Annotated in this window: 13 protein-coding genes; 8 read left to right on the top strand and 5 right to left on the bottom strand. The window is 75.9% G+C overall.

Annotation, left to right across the window (positions count from 1 at the left end; translation table 11 throughout):
* Window positions 1-40 precede the first annotated feature (40 nt).
* Together QSK03_RS02290 and QSK03_RS02285 are read right to left on the bottom strand one after the other, a co-directional pair.
* On the bottom strand, window positions 41-2,821 hold the full coding sequence (locus QSK03_RS02290) for an ATP-binding protein (RefSeq protein ID WP_285648330.1): 2,781 nt from the start codon (window positions 2,819-2,821) through the stop codon (window positions 41-43).
* A 70-nt stretch (window positions 2,822-2,891) separates the two neighbouring features.
* Window positions 2,892-3,347 (bottom strand): PaaI family thioesterase, encoded by a 456-nt coding sequence (locus QSK03_RS02285; protein WP_285648329.1) that lies wholly within the window; start codon window positions 3,345-3,347, stop codon window positions 2,892-2,894.
* Window positions 3,348-3,427: 80 nt separating this feature from the next.
* Here QSK03_RS02285 and polA point away from each other — a divergent pair, with 80 nt between their 5' ends.
* Window positions 3,428-6,184 carry a DNA polymerase I gene (gene polA / locus QSK03_RS02280; RefSeq protein WP_502872111.1) on the top strand — a complete coding sequence of 919 codons (2,757 nt, stop codon included), beginning with the start codon at window positions 3,428-3,430 and terminating at the stop codon, window positions 6,182-6,184.
* On the opposite strand, the gene QSK03_RS02275 is transcribed toward polA, so the two are convergent.
* The 3 genes from QSK03_RS02275 to QSK03_RS02265 all read right to left on the bottom strand — a co-directional run bounded on the left by QSK03_RS02275 (window position 6,181) and on the right by QSK03_RS02265 (window position 7,751).
* Window positions 6,181-6,516, bottom strand: coding sequence for a hypothetical protein (locus tag QSK03_RS02275; protein ID WP_285648328.1), 336 nt, complete (start codon window positions 6,514-6,516; stop codon window positions 6,181-6,183). The genes polA and QSK03_RS02275 overlap by 4 nt on opposite strands.
* A gap of 127 nt (window positions 6,517-6,643) precedes the next feature.
* On the bottom strand, window positions 6,644-7,330 hold the full coding sequence (locus QSK03_RS02270) for a hypothetical protein (RefSeq protein ID WP_285648327.1): 687 nt from the start codon (window positions 7,328-7,330) through the stop codon (window positions 6,644-6,646).
* A 10-nt stretch (window positions 7,331-7,340) separates the two neighbouring features.
* On the bottom strand, window positions 7,341-7,751 hold the full coding sequence (locus tag QSK03_RS02265; protein WP_285648326.1) for an ester cyclase: 411 nt from the start codon (window positions 7,749-7,751) through the stop codon (window positions 7,341-7,343).
* Between the two features lie 144 nt (window positions 7,752-7,895).
* Here QSK03_RS02265 and QSK03_RS02260 point away from each other — a divergent pair, with 144 nt between their 5' ends.
* The 7 genes from QSK03_RS02260 to QSK03_RS02230 all read left to right on the top strand — a co-directional run bounded on the left by QSK03_RS02260 (window position 7,896) and on the right by QSK03_RS02230 (window position 17,237).
* A complete protein-coding gene (locus QSK03_RS02260; RefSeq protein WP_285648325.1) occupies window positions 7,896-10,625 on the top strand; it encodes a helix-turn-helix transcriptional regulator in 2,730 nt (909 codons plus the stop codon).
* 136 nt (window positions 10,626-10,761) lie between these two features.
* A complete protein-coding gene (locus QSK03_RS02255; RefSeq protein WP_285648324.1) occupies window positions 10,762-12,249 on the top strand; it encodes a flavin-containing monooxygenase in 1,488 nt (495 codons plus the stop codon).
* A 23-nt stretch (window positions 12,250-12,272) separates the two neighbouring features.
* The gene (locus QSK03_RS02250) at window positions 12,273-13,136 is read left to right on the top strand and encodes an NAD(P)-dependent oxidoreductase (RefSeq protein WP_285648323.1); all 864 of its coding nucleotides are present in this window, start codon (window positions 12,273-12,275) and stop codon (window positions 13,134-13,136) included.
* A 421-nt stretch (window positions 13,137-13,557) separates the two neighbouring features.
* Entirely contained in the window at window positions 13,558-15,861 is a 2,304-nt protein-coding gene (locus tag QSK03_RS02245; protein ID WP_285648322.1) for a sensor histidine kinase, read from the top strand.
* Entirely contained in the window at window positions 15,858-16,277 is a 420-nt protein-coding gene (locus tag QSK03_RS02240) for a roadblock/LC7 domain-containing protein (protein ID WP_285648321.1), read from the top strand. Before QSK03_RS02245 ends, QSK03_RS02240 begins: the two co-directional genes overlap by 4 nt.
* Entirely contained in the window at window positions 16,274-16,654 is a 381-nt protein-coding gene (locus tag QSK03_RS02235; protein WP_285648320.1) for a DUF742 domain-containing protein, read from the top strand. The genes QSK03_RS02240 and QSK03_RS02235 overlap by 4 nt, the downstream gene beginning before the upstream one ends.
* Window positions 16,635-17,237: a GTP-binding protein gene (locus QSK03_RS02230; RefSeq protein WP_285648319.1), complete on the top strand. Its 603-nt coding sequence runs from the start codon at window positions 16,635-16,637 to the stop codon at window positions 17,235-17,237. The genes QSK03_RS02235 and QSK03_RS02230 overlap by 20 nt, the downstream gene beginning before the upstream one ends.
* Window positions 17,238-17,241 lie beyond the last annotated feature (4 nt).

Here is a 17,241-nt window from a genome sequence, read left to right as displayed (position 1 = left end):
CGAGGGTCGCGACGCCGGGCTCGCGGCGGATCCGTGCTGACTACTTAACTACCGCGGCGCGCTCCGCCCAGGTCCGTAGCCCGGCACGGTCGGTGGTCCCGGTCTTGGCGAGCAGCCGGGCGACGTGGGACTCGACGGTGCGCGCGGACAGGTGCAGGCGCGCGGCGATGTCGGCGTTGGTGCGGTGCTCGGCCACCAGGGCGAGCACCTCGGCCTCGCGGGCGGTGACCCCGAGCCGCCGCAGGTCCGGGGCGACCCCGTCCCCGGAGCGCCGGGTGGGGGCGCCGGCGGCGCGCAGCAGGTCGCGGCACGTCCGGGCGAGCGCTCGGGCGCCGGCGTCGTCGCCCTGTTCGTGGACCGCGAGGTCGGCGCGCAGGGCGGGCACCGGGTCGCCCCACCCGTCGCGCACCGCGGCATCGAGGACCACCGTCCGCAGCAGCCGGTGCCACCACGGCCAGTCCGCGAGCACCGCGTCCGCCTCGGCGGCGAGCGCGACCGCCTCCGCGGACCGGCCCGCGCGCCCGGCGGCGATCGCGTCGGCGAAGACCAGGGCCGCGCGGTTGGGCACGGCGATCATCACGTGGTGGCCCCGGACGAGCGCGCGCGCCTCGGCGTCGCGGTCGCCGACCGCGGTGCGCAGCAGGGGCCAGAGCCCGTAGAGCGGGATGGGCGCGGCGCTGCGGTGGGCCAGGACCGCGGGCACCGTGCGGTCGGCGAGCGCCGTCGCGCGCGGCAGGTCGTGGGCGAGCAGCGCCGTCAGCGCCGTCACCAACGGGCCGGTCACCGCGACGTCGGCGGGGAGGTCCGGGCGGGACCGGGCCGCGGCGAGCAGCGTGTCGGCCCCGGCCGGGTCCCCGGTGAGCGCCGTCGCGGCCGCCGCGAACAGCTCGGCGGTGCCCTGGAGCGTGCCGAGGCGCAGGCGGCCGAGCTGGTCGATCGCCGGCATCAGGATCGCGAGGGCCGCGCGCGGGCCGTGGACGTGCAGCGCGGCGTCCGCGCGGAGCAGGTCGGCCTGGGCGGCCCGGGCGACCATGCCGTGACGCTCGGCGAGGTCGCGGGCGCGCGTGAGGTCGGCGGTCGTCGAGTCGCCCAGGGTCATCCGGCGCGCCCCGAGGGAGAACAGCGCCTCGACCAGCCAGGGCGTCAGGCCGTGCTCCGCCGCGACCCCGACCGCACGGCTGACCAGCGCGTCGGCGTCGATGTCGTCGACCGTGACCGAGCAGCGGGCCAGGACGAGGAGGGCCTCGCAGAGGGTGGCGGCGGCCTCGGTGGTGGTGCCGGAGACGAACGCGTGGTCCGCGGCGTCCACGGCCTCGCGGGCCCGCTCGGTGGCGACGACCGTGTCGCCGGATCCGAACGCCGCGTCGGCGGCGAGGACGAGCGAGCGAGGGTCGTCGGGACGGGCGGCGCGGGCGGCCCGCTCGCCGGCCTCGGCGTACCGGCCGCCCAGCACGGCCGCGCGGGCGAGGCGCAGGCACAGTTCGGCGTGCTCGTCGCCGGTCACCTCGCCGGTGGCGAGGGCGGCGTCGCCGACGGCCAGGGCCCCCGCGGCCTCGCCGCGCAGGGTCAGCACGCGCACGCGGGCGGCGGCCACCGGGCCCGGCACCGTCCCGAGCGCCTCGGCGCGCCGCAGGAGCTCGTCGGCGTGGCCCGGGGCGCCCCGGTCGGCGTCGTGGCGCGCGAGGTCGAGCAGGAGCGCGGTGGCCCGGGCGTGGTCGCCGGCGTCGGCGTGGAGGGCGGCGGCCGCCTCCCGGTCACCCGGCCCGTCGCGGGTCTCGAGCGCGGCGGCGAGCCGGGCGGCGACGGCAGCGCGGTCGGGCGGGAGGAGCGCGGCGAGGACGGCGTCGCGGGTGAGGGCGTGGCGCCAGGTCAGGCGGCCGTCCACGACCGTGAGCAGGCCCGTGGCCGCGCCCGCCCGCAGGGCCGCCAGGACGGGCGCTTCGTCGAGGCCGGTGGCATCCGCGAGCAGTCGGTGGTCGGGGTCCCCGGGGGCGACGGCGGCCGCGTCCACCACCGCGCGGGCGCCGGCGGGCAGGCCGTCGAGACGGTGCGCGACCAGGCCCGCCCAGCTCGCCGGCACCGTGCCGGCCTCCGCGTCGAGCAGCTCGCGGACCAGGAAGGGCAGCCCCTCGGAGCGCCGGAGGAGCTCGTCGACGCGCGCTGTCTCCGCGTCGCGGGCGAGCACCGCGACGGCGTCCGCGTCGAGGCGCCCCGGGCGCAGGACGGTGACGTCGGGGTGCGCGGCGAGCGCGGTGCCGCCGGGCTCGTCGTCCCGGGCGGCGAGGGCGAGCAGCAGGGGCGCGTCGGCGACGGCGCCCGCGAGGTAGGTGAGCAGGGCGAGGGTGTCGGCGTCGGCCCAGTGCAGGTCGTCGAGCAGGAGCACGCCGCCGGCGTCCCCGTGGAGCGCGGCGAGCAGGGCGAGCACGCCCTCGCCGAGCACGACGGCCGGGTCGGCGCCGGGGCCGGCGGGGAGATCCGGCGCGTCGTCCTCGACCGCCCCCGGCACCAGCCGGGCGAGGGCGGCGCGGAAGGGGCGCAGACGGGCGGTCGCCGGCAGCGGCCCGGCGCGCAGGGGACGGGCGAGGGCCTCGGCGACGGGGCGGTGGGCGCCGCCGCCGGGCACGGCGCGGCCCGTGAGGACGGGGAGCCCGGCCGCGGCGGCGACGTCCGCGACCTCGGCGAGCAGCCGGGACTTCCCGATGCCCGCCTCGCCGGTGATCAGCAGCGACCCGCCGGTGCCGTCACCCAGCGCGGCGACGTGCTCGCGCACCGCCGCCCGCTCGGCCTCGCGGCCGACCAGGGGGAGGCGCGGGCCGGGCACGCGACCCATTGCACCGCGCTCCGGACCTCCTGACCAGGGACGACGAGCGCCACCCGGCGGCGCGCCCCCGTCAGCTCCCGGAGCCCGGCGGGCGGGAGCGGTAGACGCAGGTGAGCTTGGCGGTGCACACGCGGCGGTCCTGCTCGTCGGTGATCACGATCTCGAAGGTGCCGATCGTGCGGCCCACCGACAGCGGCGTGCACACGCCGGTGACCTTCCCGTCCAGCGCGGAGCGGTGGTGGGTGCAGTTCAGCTCGAGGCCCACGGGCAGGCGCTCGGGCCACCCGTGCATCGCGGCGGCGGTGGAGCCGAGGGTCTCGGCCAGGACGCCGTTGGCGCCGCCGTGCAGCAGGCCGAACGGCTGCCGGTTGCCGGTCACGGGCATGGTGCCGACGACCCGGTCGGCCTCCCACGAGACGATCTCGATGCCCATCCGGGCGGCGAGCTGCTCGTCGGGGTACTGCACCTCGATCTCGGGCACGGCCACCGACTCGGGGGCGGACTCGGGCGCCGGCGAACTGGTCATCCCCGCAGCGTAGGGCGGTGCTCCGGGCGCGGCCGCCCGGGCGGGCCGGGTGTGTCGGGGGTCGCGCCTAGACTCGCCGCGTGGCTCCGACCAGCACCGCAGAGCAGCCCACCTCCACCCCGGACGCCCCGGCGGGCGGGCGAGCACGCCTGCTGCTGCTCGACGGCCACTCGCTGGCCTACCGGGCCTTCTTCGCCCTGCCGACCGAGAACTTCAACACCACGACGGGGCAGACGACGAACGCCGTCTACGGCTTCACGTCGATGCTCATCAACCTCCTGCGCGACGAGGAGCCCACGCACGTCGCGGTGGCGTTCGACGTCTCGCGCCAGACGTTCCGGGCGGAGACGTACGCGGCCTACAAGGCCAACCGCAGCGCGACGCCCGACGAGTTCCGCGGCCAGATCGACCTCATCAAGGACATCCTGGCCACGCTCGCGATCCCGGTGCTCGCGGTCGAGGGCTACGAGGCCGACGACCTGATCGCGACGCTCACCACGCAGGCCGTGGCCCAGGGCATGTCGGTGTCGATCTGTACGGGCGACCGCGACGCGTTCCAGCTCGTCTCCGACGACGTCACCGTGCTCTACCCGCGCAAGGGCGTGTCCGATCTCGTGCGCTACACGCCCGAGCAGGTCATGGAGCGCTACACGCTCACCCCGGAGCAGTACCCGGACTTCGCCGCGCTGCGCGGCGACCCGAGCGACAACCTCCCGAGCATCCCCGGCGTGGGCGAGAAGACCGCGCAGAAGTGGATCCGCGAGTTCGGGTCGCTCGACGCGCTGGTCGACCGGGTCGACGAGGTGCGGGGCAAGGCCGGCGACGCGCTGCGCGAGCACCTGTCGTCGGTGGTGCTCAACCGCCAGCTCACCGAGCTGGTCCGCGACGTCGACGGCATCGGCATGGGGCCCGAGGACCTCGCGGTGCGCCAGTGGGACCGCGACGCGGTGCACCAGCTGTTCGACCAGCTCGAGTTCCGGGTCCTGCGCGAGCGGCTGTTCTCCACGCTCACCGCGGCCGAGCCCGAGGCCGACGAGGGCTTCGAGGTGCGCGGCGCCGCGCTCGAGACGGGCGCGGTGGCCGACTGGCTGGCCGACCACGCCCGCGACGGCACCCGCGTCGGCCTCTCCTTCCGGGGCCACTGGGCGCACGGCACCGGCGATCTCGAGGGGATCGCGCTCGCGTCCGCCGACGGCGAGTCCGCCTACGTCGACGTCGCCGCGCTCGACGAGGGCGACGAGAAGGCGCTGGCCGCCTGGCTCGCCGACGCCGACCTCCCGAAGGCCGGCCACGAGGTCAAGGGGCCGAGCCACGCGGTGCGCGCGCGCGGCTGGCGGCTCGAGGGCGTCACCAGCGACACCGCGCTCGCCGCGTACCTCGCGCGTCCCGGCGAGCGCAGCTTCGACCTCGCCGACCTCGCGCTGCGCTACCTGCGCCGGGAGCTGCGGGTCGAGGACGGCGGGGAGAGCGAGCAGCTCACCCTCGACGGCGGCGAGGAGGAGGCCGACGCGGCGCTCGCGCAGGCCGAGATGCTGCGCGCCCGCGCGGTCACCGACCTCGCGGACAAGCTCGACGCCGACCTCGCCGAGCTCGGCGGCACCGCGCTGCTCACCGAGCTCGAGCTGCCGCTGCTGGCGGTGCTGGCCGACCTCGAGGCCGCGGGGGTGGCGGTCGACGTCACCGCGCTGCACGACCTCGAGTCCCAGTTCGGGGCGCGCGTGCAGGCGGCCGCGCAGTCGGCGTACGACGTCATCGGCAAGGAGATCAACCTCGGGTCGCCGAAGCAGCTGCAGGTGGTGCTGTTCGACGAGCTCGAGATGCCGAAGACCAAGCGCACCAAGACCGGCTACACCACCGACGCCGACGCGCTGCAGACGCTCAACGAGTCGAACCCCCACCCCTTCCTCGAGCACCTGCTGGAGCACCGCGACGCCACGCGGCTGCGGGTGACGGTCAAGGGTCTGCTCGACGCGCTGTCCGACGACGGGCGCATCCACACGACGTTCAACCAGACCATCGCGCGCACCGGGCGCCTGAGCTCCACCGAGCCCAACCTCCAGAACATCCCGGTGCGCACCGCCGAGGGCCGCCGCATCCGCGACACGTTCGTCGTGGGGTCCGACTCCGCCGACGGCGCGTTCTCCGAGCTGATGACCGTCGACTACTCGCAGATCGAGATGCGCATCATGGCGCACCTCTCGCGCGACGACGCGCTGATCGAGGCGTTCCAGTCGGGCTTCGACTTCCACTCGGCCACGGCGGCGCGGGTGTTCGGTGTCGCCGAGGACGAGGTCGACCCGGCCCAGCGCGCCAAGATCAAGGCGATGAACTACGGGCTGGCCTACGGCCTGTCCGCCTACGGCCTGTCCGCGCAGCTCCGGATCTCCACCGACGAGGCCAAGGAGCTGATGGAGGAGTACTTCACGCGCTTCGGCGGGGTGCGCGACTACCTGCAGCAGGTCGTCGCCCAGGCCCGCAAGGACGGCTACACCAGCTCGATCCTGGGCCGGCGCCGCTACCTGGCCGACCTCACGAGCGACAACCGCCAGCGCCGCGAGATGGCCGAGCGCATGGCGCTCAACGCCCCGATCCAGGGCAGCGCGGCCGACATCATCAAGGTCGCGATGCTCGGGGTGCACCAGGCGCTGCGCGACGAGGGCCTGCGCTCGCGCATCCTGCTGCAGGTGCACGACGAGCTCGTGCTGGAGGTCGCGGCCGAGGAGAAGGAGCAGGTCACCGATCTCGTGCGCCGCGAGATGGGGGCGGCCTTCGAGCTCGACGTGCCCCTCGAGGTGTCGGTGGGCTTCGGGCGCTCCTGGGACCAGGCGGCGCACTAGCCGCCCGGTCCGCCTCCCTCGTCCGCGCCGGCCTCCTCGTCCTTCGCGTCGGCGGCGATCGTCATCGGCTCGTCGCCGCGGCGGTACTGCTCGGCGTCGAACAGCAGCTGGTGCCCGCACAGGTAGCAGCGCACGGCGACGAGGTACTCGATCGTCTCGTCCGCGGCGGCGGGCTGGAGCCACCCGCGGGCGCCGCGGCCGCCGACGTGGAGCACGCGGGGCCGGGCGAGCACCTGCAGCTCGCCGCCGTCGCAGACCGGGCACGACGACAGCCCGAGACGGGTGAGCGCGGCCGTCACCTCGCGCAGGAAGCTGCGTCGCCAGCGTGCCATCGGCCCAGCCAACACCAGCGCACCGACGGGCCCGGGTCCGCCCCTCGCAGGACCCGGGCCCGGCACGCCGCGGTCGGCTACTGGCTGGTATCTCTCGCCCAGCGAGAGATACCAGCCAGTGACCGCGTCACCGCACGGGCTCCACCGCGGTGCCGGCCGCCGGGGCCGCGGCGACGCCGGCGTCGCCGCGGCGGGCGAGGACGATCCCCAGGGCCGCGAACCAGGCGAGCGTCAGGACCGCACCGAGGTAGAGGTTCATCGGCCCGCCCGGCGCGGTGAAGCCCGTCCGCCCGAAGACGGTGATCGTCTCGACGATCTGTTCGACGAGCGCCACCGCGCCCAGGACCGTGAGCCACCGGGGCAGGGCGAGCGCCCCGCGGGCCGTGGCCACCACGACCGGGGCCAGCATGGTCACCGTCGAGCCCGTCAGGACCGGACCCCAGAACGCGGCGACGTCGAGCAGCGCCCGGGCCGTGCCCGCCTCGAGCATCCCCTGGTGCGCCGAGAGCGCGCCCCAGATCCAGCCCACGACGGCGGTCTCGGCGACGAACGTGACGCCGCCGAGGAAGTAGACGTCCCGGTACGGCCGCGGCAGCCGCTCGCGGACGAGGGCGACCGAGACGCCGGCGACCGGCGCGAGCAGCGTCAGGCACCAGACGTAGGTGCGGACCGCGGAGCCGTGCGCGGCGAACCAGGCGACGACCTCGTCGCCGGCCGCCGTGGCATCCGGCGGGGTGCCGAGGGCCCCGGCCGCGGCGACGTAGAGCACGACCGACGCGACGGTCGTGGTGAGCAGGATGGTCGAGGAGCGCATCGGAGACCCCTCAGCCGTCGAGGAGCCCGAGCTGGCCGAGCATGTCGTAGGAGTCCCAGTAGAAGTGGGTGCTAGCGATGCGGCCGTCCCGCACGACGTGGATCCCGGCGAACGGGACCGACACCGAGCGGCCGGTCGCGGGGATCGGCGCCCCGTCCGGTCCCGCGAGCGGGCCGGTGTTCGTGCCCTCGAAGCGCGACTCCTCGACGAGGACGTCGCCGTGGACCACCGCCCGGTCGACGACCACGCGGTTGTCCGGGAAGCCGGTCATGTTCTCGTCCCAGAACTCGAGGACCGCCTCGTGGCCCTTGCCGCCGAAGCCGGGCGCCACCAGCTCGGCGTCGTCGGTGTAGCAGTCGCGGTACGCCGTGCGGTCGCGGTCGTTCCAGAGCCGTGTGGCTTCCTCCAGCAGGTCGGCCATCGCCGACACCCCCTCTCGAGACCCCGGGCCCGTGCCCGGTATCGGTCACTCTGGGTGAGCCGAACGGGCGGAACATCTGCCGGCCGGCAGACCCTGGCCCCGATGCGGGTGACGGTCGCTCAGCGCCGGAGCACACTGCCCGTCATGACCGAGGGGGTGCGGTCGCGTCCGGCCGTCGCCGCGGCGCCGTTCGTGGGCCGCGAGGACGAGCTCGCGACGCTGCGGCGTCTCTGCGGTGCCGAACGGCTGGTCACCGTGCTCGGGCCCGGCGGCAGCGGCAAGACGCGCCTCGCATCCGAGGTGCTGCCGACCGTCGCGCCCGTCGTGCTGGGGGTGGTCGAGCTCGCGACGCGCGTCCCGGGCGACGACCTCTGGTCGGTCGTCCTCGCGGCGTGCGACCTGCGCGACGACCCCGCCGTCAGCCCCGTGGAGCGCCTCGCCCACCGCCTCGGCGACCTTCCCGGCGAGCGGGACGCCCTGCTCGTGCTCGACAACTGCGAGCACGTCCGCGACGCCGTCGCCGAGATCGCCGGCGCGCTGCTCGCCCGCGCACCGCGCGTGCGCATCCTCGCCACCAGCCGGCTCTCGCTCGGCGTCCCGGGGGAGACCGCCCTCCCGGTCGAGGGGCTCGACGTGCCCGCCGCGACCGCGCTGTTCCTCGACCGGGCCCGCCGGGTCCGTCCGGACCTGCCCGACACCGACGACACCGCCCGGCGCGCCCGCCGGATCGCGATCGCCCTCGACGGGCTCCCGCTCGCCCTCGAGCTCGCGGCCGCGCGCGCCCGGGGCCTGCCGCTGCGGGTGATCGAGGACGGCACGGCGCACCGCCTCGCGTTCCTCGACGCCGGAGCGGCCGGCGGGGCCCGCGAGCCGCGACACCGCTCCCTGCAGGCGTGCCTGTCCTGGAGCACCGCCCTGCTCGCCGACCGCGCCCGGGCGGGCCTCGCCGCGCTCGCGGTGGTCGAGGGCCGGTGCTCCCTCGACGCCGCCGTCGCGGCGGTCGGACCGCCGCGCGCGCCCGGTGAGGCGGACGCGGTCGCGGTGGTCGAGGAGCTCGTGGACCACTCCCTCGTGCGGTTCGCGCCCGACGACGGCGGCTCCTACCTCGTGCTGGAGACCGTGCGGGAGCACGCGCGCGAGCTCGTCGCCGACGAGGGCCCCCGGGCCCTCGCGCGGCTCACGCCCTGGGTGGCCGCCCTCGCCGCCCGTGCCCGCCCTGCCCTCGAACGCGCGGACCTCGACGTCCTGGCCCGCCTCGACGGCGACGCCGCGGCCATCCGGGCGGTGCTGACGCACGCCGCCGGCACACCTGGCGACGGCACCGCGGCCGCCGACGTCGTCGCCGACCTCGCCTTCTGGTGGTCGCTGCGGGGGCGGTGCCGCGAGGGGATCGACCGTGCCGAGCGGCTGTCCGCGGCGCGCGCGGACGCCGGCGAGGCGGTCCCCGACCGGCTGCGCTGGGCACACGCCTTCCTCGCCCTCTACGGCGGCGACGTCGAGACGGGACTCGGCCTCGCGGTCGCGGTCGCCGAGGACCCGGCGGCCGCCGACGACGTCCGGGGCCGGGCGATGATCCTGCTCGGGATGGCGCAGGGGTTCGACGATCCGGCCGGCGCAGCTCCGGTCCTCACCGGCGCCGCCGAGCTGGCGCTCGCGGCGGGGGACCGGTGGGGTCGGGTCGAGGCGCTCCAGGTCCTCGCCTACACCCATCTCTGGCTCGGCGACTCCGCGGCCGCGCTCGCCGCGGCGGACGCGGCGCGGCCCGCCCTCGACGAGCTCGGGCACCACCAGCTCCGGGCGTGGGACGACGCGATCCGCGCGGAGGTCGCGAGCCTGCGGGGCGACGTGGCGGGCGCGCTCGCCCACGGGCGCGCCGGGCACGCGCTGGCGGTCGGGATCGGCGAGCCCCTGAGCGCCACCTGCGCCCTGTTGCCCGCGGTGCGCGCGCTGTGCCGCGCCGGGCGGGTCACCGAGGCCGCCGTCCTGGTCCGGGCGCACGAACCCTTCCTCGACGACCATCCGGGCCTCGGCGCGATGGAGGCCCTCGACGCGTGCCGCGCCCACGTGGCGCTCTGGTCCGACCCGCCCGGCCCGATCGACGTGCTCGCCGGGTCACTCGAGCTGTGGGCGCAGCAGGGCCTCACGCTCATCGCGGCCGAGGTCGGCGGCGTCCTCGCGGTGGCCCTGCTCGCCGCCGGCGACGTCGGCCGCGCCCGGGAGCTCGCCGCCACGGCCCGGAGACGGGCCGGCGAGCGGGGCGCCCGGGAGCTCGGGGTGGCCGCCGCGCTGGCGCACGCCGCGGCCCGCCGGGCCGCGGGTGAGGACGTCACCGCCGACGCGCACGATGCGCTCGCCGCCGCGCAGGAGGGCGGGTTCACGATCCAGGCGCTCGACGCCCTCGCGCTGGTCGCGGGCGTCGCGCTCGACGCGGGGCACGCCACGACCGCGCTGCGCCTGCACGCCGCCCTGGAGACGGCCCGCCGGGCCCGGGGGCTCGTGGTGTCCCCGCTGGCCCGGACGGTGCTCGACGGCGGGAGGGTCGACGCGGCGGTCGCGGCGGTCGCGGCGCTCGACGACGCGGACCGCGAGCGGGCCCGCGAGGAGGGCGCCTCGCTCGACCTGGACGGCGCCGTGGCCTACGCCCGCCGCGCCCGGGGCGCGCGCGGGCGGCCGCGCAGCGGGTGGGACAGCCTGACCCCGACCGAGCGCGACGTCGTGGTGCTCGCGGCGCGCGGGCTGCGCAACCAGGCGATCGCCGATCAGCTGCTCATCGGCACCGGCACGGTCCGGACCCACCTGCGACGGATCTTCACGAAGCTCGACCTGACGTCCCGCGCCGAGCTGGCGGCGGCCGCCGTCCGCCGGGGGCTGTGAGCACCGGCGGCGGTGGTACGTCAGGCGGCCCGGAGCGCGGCGGGGCTGCCGCGCCGGAGGCGGGCGCTGCGGCACGGAGCCTGCAGAGCTGCCGCGCCGGAGGCAGACGACAGCACCACGCGCTACGGTGGTACGCGTGAGTACCGAGCACCTCGACGTGGTCATCGTCGGCGCGGGCCTGTCCGGGATCGGCACGGCCTGCCACCTCGAGCGCGACCTGCCGGGGACGAGCTACGCCGTGCTGGAGGCCCGCGAGGACCTCGGCGGCACGTGGAGCCTCTTCCGCTACCCGGGGATCCGCTCGGACTCCGACATGCACACGCTCGGCTACCGCTTCCGGCCCTGGAGCAGCGCGACGGCGCTCGCCGACGGCCCGTCGATCCTGTCCTACGTCCGGGACACGGCGGCGGAGTTCGGGGTCGACCGGAAGATCCGCTACGACCATCGGCTCACCCGCGCGTCGTGGGACTCCGGGGCTCAGCGCTGGACCCTCGAGATCCCAGGCCAGGCCCCGCTGACCTGCTCGTTCCTGCTGATGTGCTCGGGCTACTACCGCTACGACCACGGCTACACGCCCGAGATCGCCGGCCTGGACCGCTTCGGCGGGACGGTCGTGCACCCCCAGCTCTGGGACCCGGACCTCGACTACGCCGACCGGCGGGTCGTCGTCATCGGCAGCGGCGCGACGGCCGTGACGCTCGTCCCCGCGCTGCTCGAGGGCGACCAGGCGGCCGCCCACGTCACCCAGCTGCAGCGCTCGCCGAGCTACGTGCTCTCGATCGGGCGCACCGACCCGGTCGCCGAGACGCTCTCGCGGTGGCTGCCGCGGGCGGTGGCCGACCCCCTGACGCGCGTCAAGAACATCGCCCAGATCATCGCCCTCTACCAGATCAGCCAGCGCTTCCCCGGGTTCGTGCGCGGTCTGCTGCGCAAGGCCACGCGGGCCGCCCTGCCCGAGGGCTACGACGTCGACACGCACTTCAACCCGCGCTACGACCCCTGGGACCAGCGGATGTGCATGGTCCCGGACGGCGACCTGTTCCGGGCGATCCGCTCCGGGCGGGCGGAGATCGTCACGGACACGATCGACACGGTGACCGAGACCGGCATCCGCCTGACGTCGGGCCGCGAGCTCCCCGCGGACGTGATCGTCACGGCGACGGGGCTGACGCTGCAGATGTTCGGCGGCGCCGAGATCGTCGTCGACGGCGAGCCGGTGCACCTGCCGGACACCATGGCCTACAAGGGCATGATGCTCTCCGGGGTGCCGAACCTCGCCTACATGATCGGCTACACGAACGCCTCGTGGACGCTCAAGGTCGACCTCGTCGCCGAGTACGTCGTCCGCCTGCTGCGTCACCTGCGCGACCGCGACCTGGGCACGGCCGTCCCCGAGCGCGACCCGGAGGTGGGGGAGGCGCCGTTCCTCGACTTCGGTGCCGGATACGTCCAGCGCTCGATCGACGAGCTCCCCAAGCAGGGCACCCGCGCGCCCTGGCGCCTCGCGATGAACTACGCGATCGACGCCGTCGCCCTGCGCCGCAGCCGGGTCGACGACGCGGCGATGCGCTTCGTCCCGGCTGGCGAACGCCGCCTGCCGGAGGACGAGCGCGCCGCCGGGTGAGGCCCGTGAGCCCTGTCGCCCCCGTGGATTCCGTACCACGCGTCAGCACCGTCGGCGTCCTCGCGCCGGGGGCGATGGGCACGGCCCTGGGCGGCTGCCTCGCGGCCGGCGGCCATCGGGTGCTGACGAGCCTGGCGGGCCGCTCCGCGGCGACCGTCGCGCGCACCACGCTCGAGGACGCGGGCACCGTCGCCGATCTCGTCCGCGCCGTGGACGTGCTGATGCTGGTCGTGCCACCGGGCGCGGCCCGCGACGCCGGGCGGGACGTGGCCGCCGCCTGCGACGCGACCGGCGCCCGGCCGCTCGTGGTCGAGCTCGACGCGGTCGCCCCGACCACCGTCACCGCGATCGCGGCGGACCTGCCCGGCGACCTGGTGGACGGCGCGATCTCCGGTCCGCCGCCTCGCCCGGAGAGCGGGGCGCCGACACGGGTCTTCCTGTCCGGACCCCGCGCGGCGGAGGTCGCGGCCCTCACGGCCCCCGGCGTGCGCTGGATCGAGCTCGACGGCCCGGTGGGCGCCGCCAGCGCGGCCAAGATGTGCACGGCGTCGGTGCGCAAGGGGTTCCAGGCGCTGCTGGTGCAGGCGCTCGTCACTGCCGACGAGCACGGCGTGCTCCCCGCCGTGCTCGAGGACGTCCGCCTCGACTTCCCCGACGCCGGGATCGTCCCGGCGGCCGTCGCGGCCACCAAGGCCTGGCGTTTCGTCGACGAGATGACCGAGATCGCCACCACCCAGGCGGCCGCCGGCCTCACCCCCGCCCTGGCCGACGGCCTCGCCGCCGTCTACCGCGACCTCGCCACGAGCGCCTGGGGTGCGCGTCAGCCCGGGGAGGTCCCGGCGCACCTCGACGACACCACCGGACTGCGGCCCGGCGACGGGACCTGAGGACCTGCGCAAGGTCACCGCTGCGTCACGGATCGTGTCCGAGCAGTCGGTGCGGTCGGCGATGCGCCGACCGGCGCAGTGGCGAGGACCGCTCGCCGGGGCGGACCCGGTCGATGGCTCGTGACCGACCCACCACCGGCCGAGGCACCGACTCTTTCGGAGCCTTTTCCGGCGTTCCCCCGCGCGATCTTCGGCTCGGCCGGACGGTCCAGGTGCCAGCCTCCGAGCGGGTGATCCCATCTCCGTCGTCCGGACGCGAACGAGTGCGCAGGAATAGCGCTCCGTGAGATCCGACGCCACCCATCGGGCATTTCGACCGGGGTGGTCTCGTTCGCCGAACTGACAACGAGGACGCTGCGTGTACGGTTCCGCCGTTCCTCATCCGGATGGCGACTTTTCGTAGGGACGGTGAAGCGCCCGCATGGCCCGTGTCCTGGACTACCTCCCCCGCGGGGACATGGTCGACGATGCGTCCTGGATGCGGCGTCATCGCTTCCTGCTGACGGTGCTGGTCTCGCTCGCGCCGCTGTTGCTGGTCTTCGGGCTGCTCGTCGGCAACACGCTGCTGCTCGCCGGTCTGATCGCCCTCGTCCCGCTGCTCGCGGCGGCGGGCGGGCGGTTCGTGCCCGGCCGGCTCGCGGGCGAGATCTTCGTGTCCGCCGGCCTGTCGGCGTCCTGCGCCGGCCTCGTCATCCTCTCCGGCGGGTACATCGAGGCGCACTTCTCGTTCTTCGTGATCATCGGCTTCCTCATGCTCTACCAGAGCTGGGTGCCGTTCGCGGTGAACATCGGGTTCACGACGCTGTCGCACGGACTCGGCACGCTGCTGGTGCCGACGTTGTTCTTCAACCACCACGCCGCCCAGCACTCGCCGTGGCTGTGGTCGCTGATCCACGGTTTCGCGGTCCTGCTCGCGTGCGCGGGCGTCGCGATCTTCGTGAAGATCACCGAGGACGAGCAGCGCCGTCGTATCGAGCTCACGAAGGAACTGCACGAACAGAAGGTGCGCCAGCAGGAATTCACGTCGGGCCTGCTGCTGAACCTCGCGCGGCGGAACCAGAGCATGTTCCACCGCCAGCTGGACATCATCAACGATCTCGAGGAGCGCGAGCGCGACCCCGACGCGCTCGCGGACCTCTTCCGGCTCGACCACCTCGCGACCCGCGTGCGCCGCAACGCCGAGAGCCTGCTCGTGCTCTCGGGCGAGCAGCCCGCCCGCGTGTGGTCCGAGCCCGTGGCGCTGCGCGACGTCGTGCGCGCCGGCGTCGCCGAGACCGAGGACCTCGACCGCGTGACCCTCGTCGTCGACGAGCGGCCCAAGATCGTCGGGAGCAGCGTCGCCGACCTGACCCACATGATCGCGGAGCTCGTCGAGAACGCCGCGCGCTACTCGCCCCCGTCCGCGCCCGTGGTGATCCAGACGCGCAGCTACCACCGCGCGCCGGGCTCCCACCTGCTCGTCATCGAGGACACCGGCATCGGTATGCCGCCCCCGGACCTGCTGGCGGCCAACGAGCTGCTCGCCGACCCGCAGGAGGTCGACGTCTCGGCGGCGGCCCGCCGGCTCGGTTTCCACGTGGTCTCCCGGCTCGCCGAGCGTCACGGCATCCAGGTCTCGCTCACGCCGACCCCCGGCTGCGGCGTCACCGCGGTGCTGCTGCTGCCCGCGGCCCTGTTCGCCGACTCCGTGGCCTCCCAGCCGACCGTGCCGGCCGTCGGCGGGCGCGGGCTCGAACGTGTCCCCGCCTCGGCCGTGCCCGCGCCGCGGCGCGGGTCGGCCGACAACGGTCACGCCGCCCCCGACCGGGGAGCGGACGCCCCGCCGCCGAGCGGCCCGATCGCGCTCGACGGCCGCCACTCCTGGCCGGGGGTCGGCGGCCCCGACGGTGGCGACGGCACGGGTGGGTCCGGCACGGCGACGCCGCGCCGCGGCGCCCACGCCGCGCCCGGCGGGGACGACCCCGCCGACCCGTCGCTGAACGGTTCCGGGGACGACCCGCACGACACCCTCGAGGACGTCGAGCCGGTCGGGGTGGGTGCCGACACCACGGCCGGCGCGGACGACGGTGCCGGCGCGGACGGCTCCTCCGACGCCGGCACTGCTCCCGGTCCGGGGACGGTGACCGCGGGCGCCGAGCGCACGGCGACCCGGCGCGGCCTGATCCACCCGATCGTCGTGCCGCCGCCCGGTCCGGGGGAGGACCACGCCGGCGCCGACGCATCCGCGAGCACCGCGCCCCGTCGGGCTCCGGCCGAGCAGGCCCCCGCAGGGTCCCCGGCCTCCTCTCCCGACACGGGCGGGATCCCTGCCGCGGACGACGCCCCGGGTGCCCCCGCGCCCCGCCGGTCGAGCGAGGACACCCCGGCGGTCGTGGGCCCGAACGGCCTCGTGCTGGCGCGGCGGCGTCCGCAGACCCACCTCGCGCCGGAGCTGATCCGCAAGACACCCGGTATCCCGGCGGCCACCGCGCCGGGACCGGCCACCGGAGCGGGGCAGGCACCGGGGGCACCGACGACCGGGAACGGCGGGCCCCCGTCCCGCCACGGGCAGCCGGGAGCACGCAGCGCCATGGACGCGCTCTCGGCCTACCAGGCCAGCCGGGCCGCGGCCCGGTCGGCGATCGGCTCCGGTGGCCCGGAGGGCACCGTCGGCGCGGGCGATGCGGCCGAGCCGGTCGAGCACCACCACCCCCACCGCGACAGCACCTCCGGGAGGCCGACGTGAGCGCACCGACCGACAGCGGACTGGACTGGCTCCTCTCGGAGTTCGCCGTCGGCACCCCCGGGGTGCGCCACGTCCTCGTGGTGTCCGCGGACGGCCTGCGACTGGCGGTCAGCGACGGCGTCGACGCCCACCTCGCCGACCAGCTCTGCGCGGCGGTCTCGGGGCTCGTGAGCCTGGCGCGGGGGACGGCGACCCTGCTGGAGGCCGAGCCCGTCAACCAGACGATCGTCGAGATGGCCGGCGGCTACCTGTTCGCGACGTCGATCAGCCTCGGCTCGACCCTCGCGGTCGTCACCGACCGCACCGCCGACATGGGACTCGTCGGCTACGAGATGACCATGCTCGCCTCCAGGGTCGGGCACGCGCTCACCCCGGGCGCCCACGCCGGGCGCGCCGGGGACACGACAGCGTCGTGACCGTGGACCGCCGCCAGCGTCCGCAGACCGACGGCGGGCGGGTCGTCCCCAACTACGCCTTCACCGCGGGCCGCACGCGCTCGGCCGCGGGGACGGACATGCCCATCGAGGCACTCGTCACCGCGACCGAGCTCGGCGTCGCCGCGGCCGCGACCCTGTCGCCCGAGTCCCGGGCGATCGTCGAGGCCAGCCGGGAGCCGCAGTCGCTCGCCGAGATCGGCGCGCTGCTGGGGGTCCCGATCGGCGTCGCCCGGGTCCTCGTCAGCGATCTCGCCGCCGAGGACCACCTCGCCATCCACCTGCCGCTCGTCGGGACCGACGGTCGCCCCCGGCGTGAACTCCTGGAGAGGCTGCTCGATGGACTCCGTGCACGATGACCGGGCCGGTGGAGCGGCCACCCGGGTCGTCCCCGAGCGTGACCTGCTCCCGCTGAAGATCCTGGTCGCGGGCGGGTTCGGCGTCGGGAAGACGACATTGGTCGGGGCGCTCTCGGAGATCCCGCCGCTGTCCACCGAGCAGCAGATGACGAGCCTGTCCGACGGCGTCGACGACGTGAGCATCGTCCCGGAGAAGACGACGACCACGGTGGCCATGGACTTCGGCCGGGTCACGATCGACGACGCGCTGGTGCTCTACCTGTTCGGGACGCCGGGCCAGTCGCGGTTCTGGTTCATGTGGGACGAGCTCGTGCGCGGCGCGGTCGGGGCGGTCGTCCTCGTCGACCTGCGCCGCATCGACGACTGCTTCGCCGCCATCGACTACTTCGAGAACCGCGGCGTGCCCTTCGTGGTGGCGCTCAACGGGTTCCCGGGCACCGAGGGCGTCGACGACGACATCGTGCGCGAGGCGCTGGCCGTGCCGCCGGGCTGCCCGATCGTGCACGTCGACGCCCGCGACGACGCCTCGTGCACCGCCGCGCTGATCGTCCTGGTGGAGCACGCGCTGGCGCGCAGCGCGTGAGCGC

The organism is Actinomycetospora sp. NBRC 106375, assembly GCF_030269665.1.
Lineage (GTDB): Bacteria > Actinomycetota > Actinomycetes > Mycobacteriales > Pseudonocardiaceae > Actinomycetospora.
The sequence above is the reverse complement of the archived record's forward strand: the minus strand, read 5'-3'. Positions and strand labels throughout refer to the sequence as shown.